This window comes from Celeribacter baekdonensis (assembly GCF_003047105.1).
Taxonomy (GTDB): Bacteria; Pseudomonadota; Alphaproteobacteria; order Rhodobacterales; family Rhodobacteraceae; genus Celeribacter; species Celeribacter baekdonensis_B.
This window is the reverse complement of the sequence record NZ_CP028475.1, coordinates 1,054,858-1,068,837: the sequence shown is the minus strand read 5'-3', so window position 1 is coordinate 1,068,837 and position 13,980 is coordinate 1,054,858. Positions and strand designations below refer to the sequence as shown.

Below are 13,980 nucleotides of genomic sequence, written 5' to 3'. Positions count from 1 at the left end.
GCACCCTGACGTGATCAGTCTTGGATTTTCACAATGGTGAAATCGCCATCGAGGAGCACTTCGAGCTTTTTGCCATCTTTTTTGGCATAGGCCTCGTAGTAGCCATCTTCGAGTTTGATTTTGCCGACATCATAGCCTTCAGCGGTCAGCAGTTCGGTGATTTTGGCTTTGTTTGCATCGGTCAATTCGACCGCGCCCATGGCGAAAGCGCCTGTGGTCAAAGTGGCGGCGAGAAGGGTGGCGGAAACGATATTTTTCAACATGTGTCGTCCTTTAGAGATCAATGTGGCTGTGCCCGGACCCCTATGGCCCGGCGCTGAGATCACTAAGACGGCGCAAACAGAAAACCCCATTGACCCACAGTTGGGGGGTGGGGGATATGTGCCCATGGTTGAGGCCATTATACCTTGGGTTTAGGGGGCGATTGGCGGGGCGGATGTGCGGGGCCCTATCGGGGTGAGCGCTCGATCAGATCGTCCCAAAGCGCGGGGCGGTGCACGATGTGGATCTTATTGCCCGAAGGATCGCGCAGATAGGCGCCGTAATAATCCGGCGCATACTGCGCGCGCAGACCCGGCGCGCCATCATCCGTTCCGCCGTGCAAAAGCCCTTGGGCATGGGCGGCATCCACTGCCGCGCGTGACGGTGCGACAAAGGCCAACATCGCGCCATTTCCGCCGCGTGCAGGCGCACCATCAAAGGGCCGATAGACGTAGAACCGGGGATAGGGCGCGTCCGGGCGGACCCAACAGCGCGCATCAGGCCCACCATCCGGCTCAACCGCCCGCTGTCTCATACCAATCTCGCCCAACACCGCGTCATAAAACGCCGCCGCTTGGGTCAAATCATCGGCTCCGACGGTCACATGCGAAAACATGGCGCTCTCCCGCTTAGGTCTTGGCCACTTCGCGCGCCAAGGCACACCAGCCCTCGACCGAGATTTGTTCGGCGCGGTCGGTGGGTTTAATCCCGGCGGCAACAAGGCGATCTTCGATCTCGGGGGCTGCACCTTTCAACGAAGCGCGCAGCATCTTGCGGCGCTGGTTGAACCCGGCGGCAACGATGCGTTCCAAGACTTTCGGATCGGCCTCAAACCGCGCTTTGGGCAGGGCCTCGAAATGCACCACGGCAGAATGGATTTTCGGCGGCGGGGTGAAGGCCTCGGGCGGCAATTCCATCACGATATTCGCTCGCGTGCGCCATTGGCTTAGGATCGCGAGGCGTCCGTATTTTTTACTGCCGGGTTGCGCGACAATGCGTTCGGCCACTTCGCGTTGAAACATCAAGGTCAGCGACGACCAATAGGGTGGCCAGCTTGGCGGGGTCAGCCAACGCACCAAAAGTTCGGTGCCGATGTTATAGGGCAGGTTTGAGACGATCCGCACCGGGGTGCTCAGGCGCTCCAATGGGTCGATCTCAAGCGCATCGGCGTTCAAAACCTCCAACCGTCCGGGGTAGATCGCGGAGATTTCGTCGAGGGCCGCGATGGCGCGGCTGTCTTTCTCCACCGCCAAGACTTTGCGCGCGCCTTCGGCCAATAGGCCACGGGTCAAACCGCCGGGGCCGGGACCGACCTCCAAGACATCGCATTTCGACAGGTCCCCCGCCAGCCGGGCGATTTTCGAGGTCAGGTTGAGATCGAGCAAAAAGTTTTGGCCCAAAGATTTTTTGGCCACCAACCCGTGCCGCTCGATCACATCGCGCAGCGGTGGCAACCCATCAAAACTTGTCATCCGTGGTCCTTTTGCCTTTTGGCATGGCTCATCTCATGCGCCATGTTCAGCGCCGCAATAAGGCTGGTTGGGTCGGCTTTGTTTTGGCCCGCGATGTCAAAGGCGGTGCCATGATCGGGCGAGGTGCGGATAAACGGCAGACCCAGCGTGACATTGACGCCACCGGCGAAATCAATGGTCTTGATCGGGATCAGCGCTTGGTCGTGATAGGCACAGAGCGCCACATCATAGCCCGCGCGTGCGCGGGCGTGAAACATCGTGTCGGGCGGCATCGGGCCTTTGAGATCAAAGCCTTCGCTCTTCAGGCGGGAGATCAATGGGATCATCCATTCAAGCTCTTCATCGCCCATTGCCCCACCTTCGCCCGCGTGCGGGTTCAGCCCGGCAATGGCAATGCGTGGCGCGCAAATGCCCCAGAATTTCTCTAGATCGGTCGCGGTGATGCGGATCGTCTCTTCCAAAAGTTCGGAGGTAAAGGCCTCCGGCACGTCGCGCAGCGCGATGTGGATTGTCACCGGAACCACCCGCAACTCGGGGCAGGCCAGCATCATCACCACGCGTTCGACGCCCGCCAGATGGGCCAAAAATTCGGTGTGCCCCGGATAGGCAAACCCGGCCCCATCTTTGAGCACTTTTTTGTGGATCGGTGCGGTGCACAGCGCCGAGGCTTGGCCGGTTTGTACCAAAGCCACCGCATGGCGCAGCACGTCGATCACACCTTGGGCATTGTCGTAATCGGGCACACCCGGCGTGGCCATGGCATGAAACTCATGACGCAACACCGCCAAAGTGCCACTGGCAACATGATGCGCCTCTGACGGATCGGAAATCTCGCTAAAGCGGGCACCATGGGGCAAATGGCGCGGATCGCCGATCCAGAAAAACGGCACAGCGCCGTCCAAAGCCTGCGCCGCTTTCACCGCAATCTCAGGCCCAACCCCCGCAGGTTCGCCGCAAGACAGGGCGATCGGCGCGGTGGGGACTGACGGGCTCATGGGATCACAATCGTCGCATCTGCGCGCAATTCGGCGACAAAACCGTCGGCCAAAGCGCCGATGCGTTGCGACAAAAGCTGTTGGCGGATTTGGTCGCGGTCGGCACTGTCATTGGCTTCATAGCTGCGGCCACACATCATCAAAAACACCAAAGTTTGCCCATCTGCACGGGTCAGCGCGGTTGAGACCTCGCCCGGATCAAGTTTCGCAAGCTCAATCGCCACGTCATTGGGAATGTCTTTGACGGGCAATGTGTCGATCTGCAACACGGTTTCGGGTTCACCTTTGGCGATGCCGTAGAGATCGTCACAGGTGTCCACCGAGGCCTTGACCTGCGCCGCGCGTTTGAGCGCGGCCTCAGACCGGCCCCCGGCAATATAATAGGCCGCGTATTCGATGGCGTCGGCGTTGGGCGTGGCCACATCGGTCTCCGCGATTTTTCGCAGTTGGAACACGCCAATGGCATTGCCCGTCGACAAAGGCGCGGTCATTTCACCGGGTTTGAGCGCCACCACCGCAGAGCGCAGGGCAGGCGGCAAATCGCCTACCGCGACCCAATCCATGCGGCCGGATTTTTCACGGCTCGGTGCAACCGAATATTTGGCGGCGGCGGCCGCAAAGTTGGAAATCGTCGGGTTTGCGGCGATTTGTTTGACCAATGCCTCTGATTTTGCTGTCTCTTCCGGGGTGCGCGCGGGCAGGAACAGTTCAGACAACAACACGCGAAGGCCGCCGGAGGGGCCATTGTTTTGCAAGGCGCGGTCGATCTCGGATTCGGAGACCTGTGCCTTGGCGCCAAAGCGGCCGCGGGCATAGTCGCGCCAGATCAACCCGGTCGAGAGGAAATCACGCACGGTCTGGGCCGAAACGCCGTTTTTGGCCATCAGGTTGAGGAATTGTTCAGGCTGCAATTTGCCACGCGCTGCGAATTCTTGGATACCTTGGGCAATTTGTTCGTCGGTGACGCTCAACCCCACCCGTGCTGCGGCTTCGGCTTTGAGGCGTTCGTCGATCAGCGCATCAAGCGCGTCTTTTTCCGAGGTCGCCCCACCTAAAACCCGCAAAAGAGCCACGCGTTGGGTCAGTTCATAGCGGGTCACCACCTTGTCATTGACGTAGGCGACGGGGGCAAACATGTTTTGCGCCAACGCCGGAGTGATGGTCAGAGACAGGGCCGAAAGCGTCAGCGCCGCGATGGCCGCCAGTTGACTCACGCGGTGTGCTGCGGCCCGCCATGTGGCCACACCCCACCCTGCGCTGTGGCCTTTGATGGATCCGGTTTTTGATGTGTCGAGTGTCCCGAATTTACGTCTCATGCCCAGCCTCGTGTTTTGCCTGCTATGTTTTGCCTGCGTGTGGCGTCTGACCTCTTTCTAAGAGGTTTCGTCGTGCGGGCCAAGCGGATTGCGTGGCCCAGATTGTCCGACCCTTTTGGCCCACCATGTTGCTCCGGGTCGCGCGCCTGCCGATGCGCCAACGTATGCGTGGATTTAGAGCGCCCCAAAGCCACAGCTCGTGTCCTTTTTGCCGTTTGCCCCATAGGCCCCAAAGCCGATGGACAGGGAATAGCTGGTGGTGGGATCAAGGGCTTCGGTGTCGGAATAGCGCCGCGAGACCTTGAAACGGACACGGGCGCATTCATTTTCGAACTGAAGGCCAAGCCCGGTGCGCGTCGCCTCATCTTCGGTGAAATCATAAAGATATTCGAGGTTGGCGGACCAGTTTTTGGCCAATCGGAAAGAGCCATCAAAGCCAAACTCATTGAGCGCCGTGTCGCGATGTTCCATCGCATCGGCCACCACATAGGCATAGGAGGCGCCAAGAGTGTAGCGGGGCCGCATGTAATCAAGGCGGGTTTCCCATTTGGTCAGATCAAAGTCATCGTCAAACAGGCTCCGGCTTTGCAAGGCAAGGCTGGTCTCAAGGCCCGCGTCAAAGGCGACAGAGGCCCCAAGCAACCAATCCGATTGCGCGGTCGAAAGACCGGACGCGGCGGAATATTCGGTGCTGTCGTCGAGAGAGAGCACCCGTCCAAGGGTGATCGCATATTGAGTGGTCTCGGCGTAATGGGCAAAATGGAGCCCGGCCGCCGCCGTGACCCCAGTGGCGCGACGATCGGCACCGGGAAAGCGGGCGAGGGTCATCAGATTGCCTTCGTCAAATTCAACAAGGGTCGAGTCGGTGTTGGGGACTTCACCGCCCACGCTGTCCGACCAACCCAGTTGGATCATCGGTTCGATCACCTCAGAAGCCCCTGTCGCCGTGGTGCGGGTCAAGGGCCAGCTCACTTTTGTCTCAAACGATCCGGTGAACCGGGTGACGGTGTCCTCATAGGCTGAGTTTTGATGCATCGCGTAGGCATCGACATAGGCGGCGGCGGTGCTGTCCCATTTCAGCCCCGGCCCGAACACCGCGCTGGTGATCCAAGCCGCCTCAGCCCCAAGACGCAAGACGTCATAGCCGTCGATATCGACCTCTGAATCGCGATAGGACGAGGAGGCGGAGAGGCCAAAGCTCAAAACGCCGGGCAGCGCGCTCGGATCGACCCGACGCTCATATATGACCTCGCCCAAAAAGAACGGCAACGTGTCCTCGATCCCCAAATCGGCGGCGCGCAGCGTCCGCATGTGGATCAGTTGCGCATCAAAAGCTTCGCCTTTTGTGTAGCGCGTCAGGGTCAGTTTCGAGGGGAGGAAATCACCATCATAAATGCCGTAATCCACCAGATAGGCAATGTCGGAGGCGGCGCGCAGATCGGCGCCAAATTCAAAACCATTGCCCAGATGCCATGTGCCTTGGGCATATAGATACGCGCGCAGGCCATCGCGGGTGTCATCCGAACTCACCGCGCCGTTCACGTCGAGATCGCCACGGGCAAAGGCTTGGCGATAGCGCAGGCCCAGCGTGGTGGTTTTGGTTGCGATATAAGGCGAAATCGTCAGATCGCGGCTGTCACCCAGAGGGATGAAATAAGGGGTTTCAATCCCTGTGCCCAAAGTGGAATCCGTGCGCAACTCTGGGATCAAAAAGCCGCGCGCGCGTTTGAGCGTGGGATCGGGGACGCGCAGATGGGGCAACCACAACACCGGGACATCGGCGATGCGCAATTGCGCGTTGGTGAAATAAAGCTGATGCGCCTCGCTGTCGTGGATCACTTCGCGGGCGCGGATTTCCCACAAGGGCACAGGATGGGCGGCGCAGACTTCGCAGGTCGAAGCCACCGTTTGTGACAACCGCAGATAGCGCCCGTCCACAACATCAAGTCGATTGGCGGCGAGTTGTAACTGGCGATCAATGACCATGCGGGCCGAGGTCATGATGCCATTTTGAAGCGCGGTGTCGAGATCGGCGCTTGAGGCCAAAATCACAGTGTCTCCGCGACCGTCAGTCAGACGGATCGGGCCGTCGATCTGCAGCTGTCCGGTGCGTTGATTATAGGTGATCCGGCTGGCCGTCAGACGCGCCGTGCCTTGGATCACTTCGATTGCTCCGGTGGCGATCAACAGCGTGCCATCAAAGCTGACACTGTCGGCCAAAAGGGCTGTGGGCAGGGCTTGGGTGTCTGGACTGTCTTGGGCCAAGGCCGCACCGATTTGCGCCTCTGATAACGCCATGCCAAAGCCCAAGCTCATGGCCAAAGCCAGAACCAGACGGGCAGGGCGCAGCGGGCGCTTGGGTAGAGGAGATGAGACAGTCATGGCCTATCCATCCTCCAAATGCAGCAGCAGCGCAAGAGAGGCAAAGATCACCGCCATCGGTGGGCCCCATGCCGCCAAAGAGATTGGCAAAAGCCCGTTTTGCCCCAAAATGATCGCGAAAGAGCGTAGAAAGAAAAAGCCAAAGGCCAAAATGATCGCGGTGACCACCAAGGTTGAGGTCCGCCCCAGCCGGGTGTGGCGCATGGTGAACCCAGCCCCGATCAACAGCATGGCGACAAAGGTAAAGGGCAGGGCCAATTCGCTTTGCAGCCACATTTTGTAGCTGCGCGCCGAAAAACCTGCGGTTTCCAACTTTTTGATATAGCTTGACATATCCCAAATTGAGACGGCTTGAGGTGTGCCAAACCGGTCTTGGATTTCCTCAAGCGTCAGCGTGGTGTTCAGCGTCAGAGTGTCGTGATAGGTCGCCGCCGCTTCCGGGTTGGCCGCACCCTCAAGAGGCCAGCGTTTGGCGTTTTCAAGCAGCCAGCGCCCGTCTTCAATGCGCGCTTCTTCGGCCTCGATCCGATAAAGTGGCAATCCCGCCTTGGCAAAGCCGATAAAGCTGACGTCGAACAATTCGGAGCCATCCAGATTGGAGCGCGTGGCACGGATCACCATTTGGCCGTCTTGTGAACCTTCACGCAACCATAGCCCTTCGTCCGAGACGGAAAATACCTGACGTTCTCCTTTGAGATAAAGCGCTTCGCGGGTTTCATAAGTGCGCCCCGTGGTTGACGCCACGGGGTTCAACACCGCAACGGACAAGAGGCCGAACACAAACACCACCACCACGGGTGGCAACAAAGAGCGCATTGCCGAACGGCCAGAGGCCCGCGCAACGACCAGTTCCGAGGAGCGCGCCAGGCCCAGAAACAACACCAATGTCGCAATCACCACAATGATCGGTAAAATATCGTAAATCGTGCGTGGCAGGCGCAGCAAAGCCATGGAGAAAATCGCCGCCGATCCAATATCAACACCGGAGAAATTGCGGATTTGATCAAGGCTTTCAACCATCACGATCAGCCCGGCAAAGGCGGCAATCACGATCAACAAGGCCCGTAAAAACCGGCGGGCGAAATAGAGATCAAGCCTCATGCCGTTTCTCCCTGAGCGGGCGCGCGTCGCAACCGGGGATGGGCCGCTTTCCACAGTAAGGCCCAAGAAATCCCAAGCCCCAAAAGCGTGGCGGCATATCGGAATGGCCAAAGCCGGGCATTGGCGTCAATCATGCCTTCGAGCGTGTTGTCGATGGATTTCACCACGACCAAAAGCACGATGGCGATCAAAATCTGTCGCCACAGACCAAAGCGCGAAAATCCGCCGACGATCAACGCGCCAAAGCCGATCAGGCTGATAGCGATGCTTTGAAACGCCTTGTTCATGCGCATATTGGCCTCGGCGATCATGGCTTCTGGGGTCAGCCCCGTATCGGCTTGTAGCGCCGGGCTGGCGCGCAACAGATCAAATGTGGTGGTCGCACGAATTGAGCGCGCGCCAGTTGTTGGGGTGGTCATCAAGCCCCAAGCCCATAGGCAAACCGGTCAAATCGAGTGACAGACAGGCGTTTGCTGTCAAGTTCATAGGTCTGCGCCATGCCATCAAACATCAACAACATCGGCGCGTCGTTGCCCGCGGTGCCATCACCTTTGACGATCAGGGCGCGGGAGGCCATGAAGCTTTGGCGCTGGCTCGCATCGCGACTGTTGGACAGGTAAACGTCTTCCAATTCGCCCGCCGCCGAAATGTTGCGTACGTAAAAGGTGATGCCCTTGGTGGGATGAACAAATGTGCCCTCGGTGAGCAGGCGCGCGGTGACATCGCGAGCGATCTCACCCCGGCGCATGTCCAATTCTTGCACAGAGAGCGGCACCAGAACATGGGACAAAATCGCCACCATTGCCGCGACGATGAGGCTAAAAAACACCACCGGACGGGCCAGGCGATAGGGCGAATAGCCAGCGGCCTGAACCACCACCAATTCCGATTCTGCCGACAAACGATTGGTCACATAGACGGTGGCGGCAAAGGCCGCGATCGGCAATAGATTGACCAAGATCGTTGGCAGCGACAACAGCGTGAGTTGCAAAAACACCGAAGCCGATTGGCCGTCGCCCATGAGCCAGTCCAACAGGCTCACCGCCTTGTTGACCCAGAACACCAAAGCCAGGACGAGCGAGAAAAACCCGAACAGCATCAGCAATTGCTGAAGCATGTATTTGTCGAATCTTCCCAAACGCGTTCCCCAAAGCCACAACCAGATTGCGCGGACTTTATCGCGCCGTGAGGGCGGGAGAAACCCGTAATCTCGCTCTGGTCACCGCCGCCTTTGAGGTCTACCTATAGTGCGAGCGCCAAAGGGACGGTGAGCTGTCCCATCGGCACAGACGCGACATATTCGACAAAGGATTCCCGATGACCCAACCCGCTAAGCTGACCGTTGTTGCCCTTGATCTTGATGCCATCGCCGCCGCAACCGGGCGTGTTGCCGTTGTGGTGAGCCCGGAGGGCACGCTCGGCCAAGCCGCCCGCCGCATCAACCGTTTGAGCAAAGGCGCGCTGGCGCGGTTCGTGGAAAGCGATGCTTTTGAGGAGATGGCCGAAGGCGAGGCCAAGGATTTGGCCTATCCGGCGGGGATGGAGGCGGAGGCGGTTCAGGTGGTGAAACTGTCCAATCAGGCCTCTGTTGAATTGGCGCGCAAGGCAGGTGCCACAATTGGCGGTGCGGTCACCAAAGCGGGCGTTTTGGTGCTGCCCGGCAGTGTGAAACGCGTCGAAGAGCTGGCTTTGGGCGTGGCGCTTAAGCATTATAAATTCTCCGATCATATGGGCGATGGCCCGGCCAAGGACATTCCCGAAGTGACGATTGCCGTGACCAAACCGGAGAGTGTCGATTTGTCCACGGTTGAGGCGTTGAGCGACGGCGTGTTCTTCACCCGCGATCTGGTGATGGAGCCGTCCAACATCCTCAACACCACAGAATTCGCCAATCGCCTCAAAGCCTTGGAAACCTTGGGTCTTGAGGTTGAAGTGCTGGAAGAGGCCGATCTCGAAGCCCTCGGAATGCGCACGCTTTTGGCCGTGGGCCAAGGGTCGACCAGCCCGTCGAAAGTGGTTGTGATGCAATGGAAGGGGGGCAAAGATGAGGCCCCCTTGGCGCTTGTTGGCAAGGGCGTGGTGTTTGACACCGGCGGGATTTCGATCAAACCGGCGGGGGCATGGAAGACATGACCATGGACATGGGCGGCGCGGGTGTTGTCGCGGGCGTGATGAAATCACTGGCCCTGCGCAAAGCTGCCGCAAATGTGGTGGGCATCGTCGGCATCGTCGAAAACATGCCCGATGGCAACGCGACCCGTCCGGGCGATGTGGTGCGTTCGATGAAAGGCGACACAGTTGAGATCATCAACACCGACGCCGAGGGCCGTTTGGTTTTGGCCGATGTGCTGTGGTACGCTCAAGACCGCTTTGCGCCTCGCGCCATGGTCAATTTGGCCACCCTCACCGGTGCCATCATCATCGGTCTTGGCCATGAGAACGCGGGCGTTTTCTCCAACGACGATCCGTTCTGCAACGCGTTTCTCAAAGCGGCCAGCGCCGAGGGCGAGGGCGCATGGCGGATGCCGATGGGCGCGAACTACGACAAAATGCTCAAATCCGATGTTGCCGATATGAAAAACGTCGGCGACCGGGCGGCGGGCTCGATCACGGCGGCGCAATTCCTCAAACGCTTTGTCAAAGACGAAACCCCTTGGATTCACCTCGACATCGCGGGCGTGGCTTTGGTGAAATCTCCGACCACTCTGGCCCCCAAAGGCGCGACTGGTTGGGGTGTTTTGGCGCTCAATCGCCTCGTAGATGACATGAATAAAGAGGCTTAATCCCTTATGGGCGCTGCCTTTTTCTATCACCTCACCCAAGCGCCTCTGGTCGTCACCCTGGCCAGCCTGTCGGAGAAATCTCTCGCGGCAGGCTGGCGGGTTGAGGTCCGGGGGCGCTCGGAACAGATGCTTGCGGTACTTGATACCGCGCTTTGGGCGCGCGACGGGTTTTTGCCGCATGGTTTGGCGAATGGGCCGCATGATGCCGATCAGCCCGTGCTTTTGACGCTGGCTTCTGGGACCAACCGGGCCTCCTGCATCATGAGTGTCGGCGGTGCCGAGGTCAGCGCCGACGAGGTCGCGCGTGCGGACCGGGTCTGTATCCTGTTTGACGGCCACGACCCGGAAGCGGTGCAACAGGCACGGGTGCAATGGAAATCGCTGACAGGCGCAGGCGCGCAGGCGCAATATTGGTCCGAGGAAAGTGGCAGATGGGAAAAGAAGGCCGAAAGCGCATGACGCTTTTCGGTGCCTGACTTAGCGGGTCAAATTAGCGGGTTAAAATCAACTTATCCTGTTTGATTTCAATGTGATCATAGCGGCGCAGGTAATCCATCCCCAAGAGTGAGCCAAACAAATCGCCATCGGTGACATAGGCGCGGACCCGGTCGTCTTGGATGCCGCCCAAACTCAATGTGTCGATCTTGACCGGGGCGGTGCGCACGGTGCCATTGGCGGTTTGAGCGCGGCCGGTGAAGGTCAGATCGTCGACATTGATCCCGGCGCGTTCGGCGTCTTTGAGCGAAAGCACCACGTTGGAGGCACCGGTGTCGATCAAAAACGCGACCGGCGCGCCGTTGACCAGCGCGGTCAGCGAAAAATGCCCGCTTTGATCGCGATCGACCTCAATCACGCCATCACCGCGGATAATTTGCGCGGGGGCAAGGCGTGGTCGCACGTCTTGCCAAAGTCCCACCGCCGCCAACGCGCCGATAAAAATCAGCGCCCAAAGGGCCGCATGGCGCAAAAGCTGCCCCATATTGCGGCGGTTGGCGACGATATAATAAAATCCAACCACCCCCAAAAGGAGCGAAAGATAGAGAATGCGGGCGGTGTCAAAGCTGTCCATGCTCTATAGATAGGGTGTGTTTTCGGATTTGTCAGCGCTACACAGGCACCAGTCACGCAACTATCAGGTAAATGTCAGGCGATTTTTACAAGAACACCGCTTTGAGCCCGTCGATCACGAACTGGACCGAGAGTGCGGCCAAGAGCATCCCCATCAGCCGTGTCACCACATTGATGCCCGTCGCGCCCAAAATCCGCTCCATCGCGGTGCTCATCACAAAGAAAAACAGCACCACCAAAAGCACGGCCAGCAACACGCCCAAAACGAAAAATACGCCGCTGACGCCATTGGACTGATCAATCAACAAGATCATCGACGTAATCGCCCCCGGACCCGCCAAAAGCGGCGTGGCCAACGGAAAGACCGACGGGTCTTCGACCGGCTGATGTTCAGGGTGCTGCGCATGTTCTTCGCGCCGTTTCGAACGCTTTTCAAACAGCATCTCAAGCGCGGTTAAAAACAGCAAAAGCCCGCCCGCGATGCGAAAGGCGGGCATGGAGATGCCGACAAAGGTCAGGACGTGATCGCCAAACAGGCCAAACACCGTCAGGATCACAAAGGCAATCGTCACCGCGCGTAGGCCCACAGCCCGCCGATGCGCCGCCGATGCACCGGGGGTGAGTGCCACAAACAGCGGCGCAAGCCCGATCGGATCAATGATCACGAACAGGGTCAAAAACGCGGTGATGAGGGTTTGAATCTCCATCAAAAACCTGTCTTAACCGTTTGCTTTTTCTAGTTTTTCAAGCGCATCCATCCAAAGAGATTCCGCGCGTTCCAACGCGTCGACCACTTCGGCATATTTCTTTTGCCAAATCACCGCCGCCTCTTTGTCTTCGTAAAGCGCCGGGTTGGCCAGTTTGATCTGCAATTTCTTGCTCATCTCGTTGAGCTTGCCAACGCGCTCCTCGCATTTGCGAATCTCGGCCTTAAAGGCTTGGATGTCTTCGCGGCTGGCTTTTTTCGCCGGGGCGGCCTGTTTGGCCGCTTGTTTGGCAGCCTTGGCTTTGGCCTCTTTCGGCTTGTCATCGCCGGTCAACAACAGGCGGCGATAGGCGTCCAGATCGTCCTCATAGGGGGCAACCCGACCGTCTTTCACCAACCACAGTCGATCCGCCACAAGCGACAGCAAATGCATGTCGTGGCTGACCAAAACAACCGCGCCGGTATAGGCCGTAAGCGCCTCAACCAGCGCCTCGCGGCTCTCGATGTCGAGGTGGTTGGTCGGCTCATCGAGGATCAACAAATGCGGCGCGTCAAGCGTGGCCAGAAGCAACGACAGACGCGCTTTTTGGCCGCCGGACAAGCGCCCGACCTCGGTGTCCGCCTGATCCGCGCCAAGGCCGAAACCGGCCAATTTGGCGCGCAGTTTTGGCCCCAACATGCCGGGGATGGCGCTTTGCAAGTGTTGCAGCGGCGTCTCATCGAGATAGAGCTCATCCACTTGGTGTTGGGCGAAAAACCCGATGCGCAATTTGTTATGTTGCACCATCTTGCCACCCATCGGCGCGAGGCGGTTGGACAAGAGTTTCGAGAGCGTCGATTTGCCCTCGCCGTTGCGGCCCAAAAGCGCGATCCGGTCGTCTTGGTCGATGCGCAGATCGAGCTTGCCGAGGATCTGTTTGCCATCATAGCCCACGGATGCATTTTCCATGTTGATGATCGGCGGCGACAGTTCTTCGGGCTCTGGGAAGGAGAATACCACCCGCGCCGCATCTTCGGGCGCTGTGATTTTTTCCATTTTTTCCAGCATCTTAACGCGAGATTGCGCCTGTTTCGCTTTCGAAGCCTTGGCTTTGAAGCGATCCACAAAACTCTGAAGATGCTCGCGCGCCGCGTCTTGCTTTTTCGCGGCGGCCGCCTGAACCGCGCGCTGCGCGGCCCGGGTTTTGGCGAAATCATCATAGCCGCCGGTGTAGAGCGTCAGCTTTTTGCTCTCGAGGTGCAAAATACCGCCCACGGCGCGGTTCAAAAGGGCACGGTCGTGGGAGATCAACAACACGGTATGTGGGTAGCGACCAAGGTAGCTTTCCAGCCACAAAGCGCCTTCAAGATCGAGGTAGTTGGTCGGCTCATCGAGGAGCAGAAGGTCGGGCTGTGAGAACAACACGCCTGCCAGCGCCACGCGCATCCGCCAGCCGCCGGAAAAGGCGGAGCAGGGCATGTGAATTTCTTCTTCGGTGAAGCCCAGACCTTTGAGAATCGAAGAGGCGCGGCCTTCGGCGGACCAGGCGTCGATATCGGCCAAACGGGTCTGAATTTCAGCAATCCGATGCGGGTCGGTCGCGGTTTCAGATTCGGCCATCAGGCTTTCGCGTTCGACATCCGCGGCCAACACCGTGTTCACCAGCGAGACCTCATTGCCCGGCACCTCTTGGGCCACGCCGCCAATGCGGGCGCGGGCGGGCATCTCGATCACGCCACCTTCCAGGACCAATTCGCCCCGAATGATGCGAAACAGGGTGGTCTTGCCGGCGCCATTGCGTCCGACAATCCCGACCTTGTGGCCGGTGGGAATGGTGGCGGAGGCATTCTCGATCAGAGTGCGGCCGTCAACGGAGTAGGTGATATCGCGAATTTTCAACATGTGGCGAGCCATGC

13 protein-coding genes and 1 pseudogene are annotated in these 13,980 nt (G+C 58.9%); 2 read left to right on the top strand and 12 right to left on the bottom strand.

Translation table 11 applies throughout. The features are described from left to right. Positions 1–14 precede the first annotated feature (14 nt). The 9 genes from DA792_RS08765 to DA792_RS22765 all read right to left on the bottom strand — a co-directional run bounded on the left by DA792_RS08765 (position 15) and on the right by DA792_RS22765 (position 8,644). Complete coding sequence (locus DA792_RS08765) at positions 15–263, bottom strand: PepSY domain-containing protein (protein ID WP_107719612.1); 249 nt, start codon at positions 261–263, stop codon at positions 15–17. A 185-nt stretch (positions 264–448) separates the two neighbouring features. Next, positions 449–877 (bottom strand): VOC family protein, encoded by a 429-nt coding sequence (locus tag DA792_RS08760; RefSeq protein ID WP_107719611.1) that lies wholly within the window; start codon positions 875–877, stop codon positions 449–451. Between the two features lie 13 nt (positions 878–890). Beyond that, positions 891–1,733, bottom strand: a complete 843-nt coding sequence (rsmA, locus tag DA792_RS08755) for a 16S rRNA (adenine(1518)-N(6)/adenine(1519)-N(6))-dimethyltransferase RsmA (RefSeq protein ID WP_107719610.1) — start codon at positions 1,731–1,733, stop codon at positions 891–893. Then, complete coding sequence (gene pdxA / locus DA792_RS08750) at positions 1,730–2,728, bottom strand: 4-hydroxythreonine-4-phosphate dehydrogenase PdxA (RefSeq protein WP_107719609.1); 999 nt, start codon at positions 2,726–2,728, stop codon at positions 1,730–1,732. Before pdxA ends, rsmA begins: the two co-directional genes overlap by 4 nt. Further along, entirely contained in the window at positions 2,725–4,044 is a 1,320-nt protein-coding gene (locus tag DA792_RS08745) for a peptidylprolyl isomerase (RefSeq protein ID WP_107719608.1), read from the bottom strand. The genes pdxA and DA792_RS08745 overlap by 4 nt, the downstream gene beginning before the upstream one ends. A 174-nt stretch (positions 4,045–4,218) precedes the next feature. Then, positions 4,219–6,426, bottom strand: coding sequence for an LPS-assembly protein LptD (locus DA792_RS08740; RefSeq protein ID WP_107719607.1), 2,208 nt, complete (start codon positions 6,424–6,426; stop codon positions 4,219–4,221). A 3-nt stretch (positions 6,427–6,429) separates the two neighbouring features. Then, positions 6,430–7,527 carry an LPS export ABC transporter permease LptG gene (gene lptG / locus DA792_RS08735; protein ID WP_107719606.1) on the bottom strand — a complete coding sequence of 366 codons (1,098 nt, stop codon included), beginning with the start codon at positions 7,525–7,527 and terminating at the stop codon, positions 6,430–6,432. Next, a complete protein-coding gene (locus DA792_RS22770; RefSeq protein ID WP_254679650.1) occupies positions 7,524–7,946 on the bottom strand; it encodes a hypothetical protein in 423 nt (140 codons plus the stop codon). Before DA792_RS22770 ends, lptG begins: the two co-directional genes overlap by 4 nt. Further along, positions 7,946–8,644 (bottom strand): LptF/LptG family permease, encoded by a 699-nt coding sequence (locus DA792_RS22765; protein WP_254679649.1) that lies wholly within the window; start codon positions 8,642–8,644, stop codon positions 7,946–7,948. The genes DA792_RS22770 and DA792_RS22765 overlap by 1 nt, the downstream gene beginning before the upstream one ends. A 200-nt stretch (positions 8,645–8,844) precedes the next feature. On the opposite strand from DA792_RS22765, the pseudogene DA792_RS08725 reads away from it, so the two are divergent. Together DA792_RS08725 and DA792_RS08720 are read left to right on the top strand one after the other, a co-directional pair. Next, positions 8,845–10,310, top strand: a pseudogene (locus DA792_RS08725) (leucyl aminopeptidase). A gap of 6 nt (positions 10,311–10,316) precedes the next feature. Then, positions 10,317–10,769, top strand: coding sequence for a DNA polymerase III subunit chi (locus tag DA792_RS08720; protein ID WP_107719605.1), 453 nt, complete (start codon positions 10,317–10,319; stop codon positions 10,767–10,769). Between the two features lie 31 nt (positions 10,770–10,800). Here the strand turns inward: DA792_RS08720 and DA792_RS08715 are convergent, their stop codons facing one another. The 3 genes from DA792_RS08715 to DA792_RS08705 all read right to left on the bottom strand — a co-directional run bounded on the left by DA792_RS08715 (position 10,801) and on the right by DA792_RS08705 (position 13,966). Then, complete coding sequence (locus DA792_RS08715; RefSeq protein WP_107719604.1) at positions 10,801–11,379, bottom strand: retropepsin-like aspartic protease family protein; 579 nt, start codon at positions 11,377–11,379, stop codon at positions 10,801–10,803. Positions 11,380–11,464: 85 nt separating this feature from the next. Next, positions 11,465–12,085 (bottom strand): MarC family protein, encoded by a 621-nt coding sequence (locus DA792_RS08710; protein ID WP_107719603.1) that lies wholly within the window; start codon positions 12,083–12,085, stop codon positions 11,465–11,467. A gap of 12 nt (positions 12,086–12,097) precedes the next feature. Next, positions 12,098–13,966, bottom strand: a complete 1,869-nt coding sequence (locus DA792_RS08705; protein WP_107722627.1) for an ABC-F family ATP-binding cassette domain-containing protein — start codon at positions 13,964–13,966, stop codon at positions 12,098–12,100. Positions 13,967–13,980 lie beyond the last annotated feature (14 nt).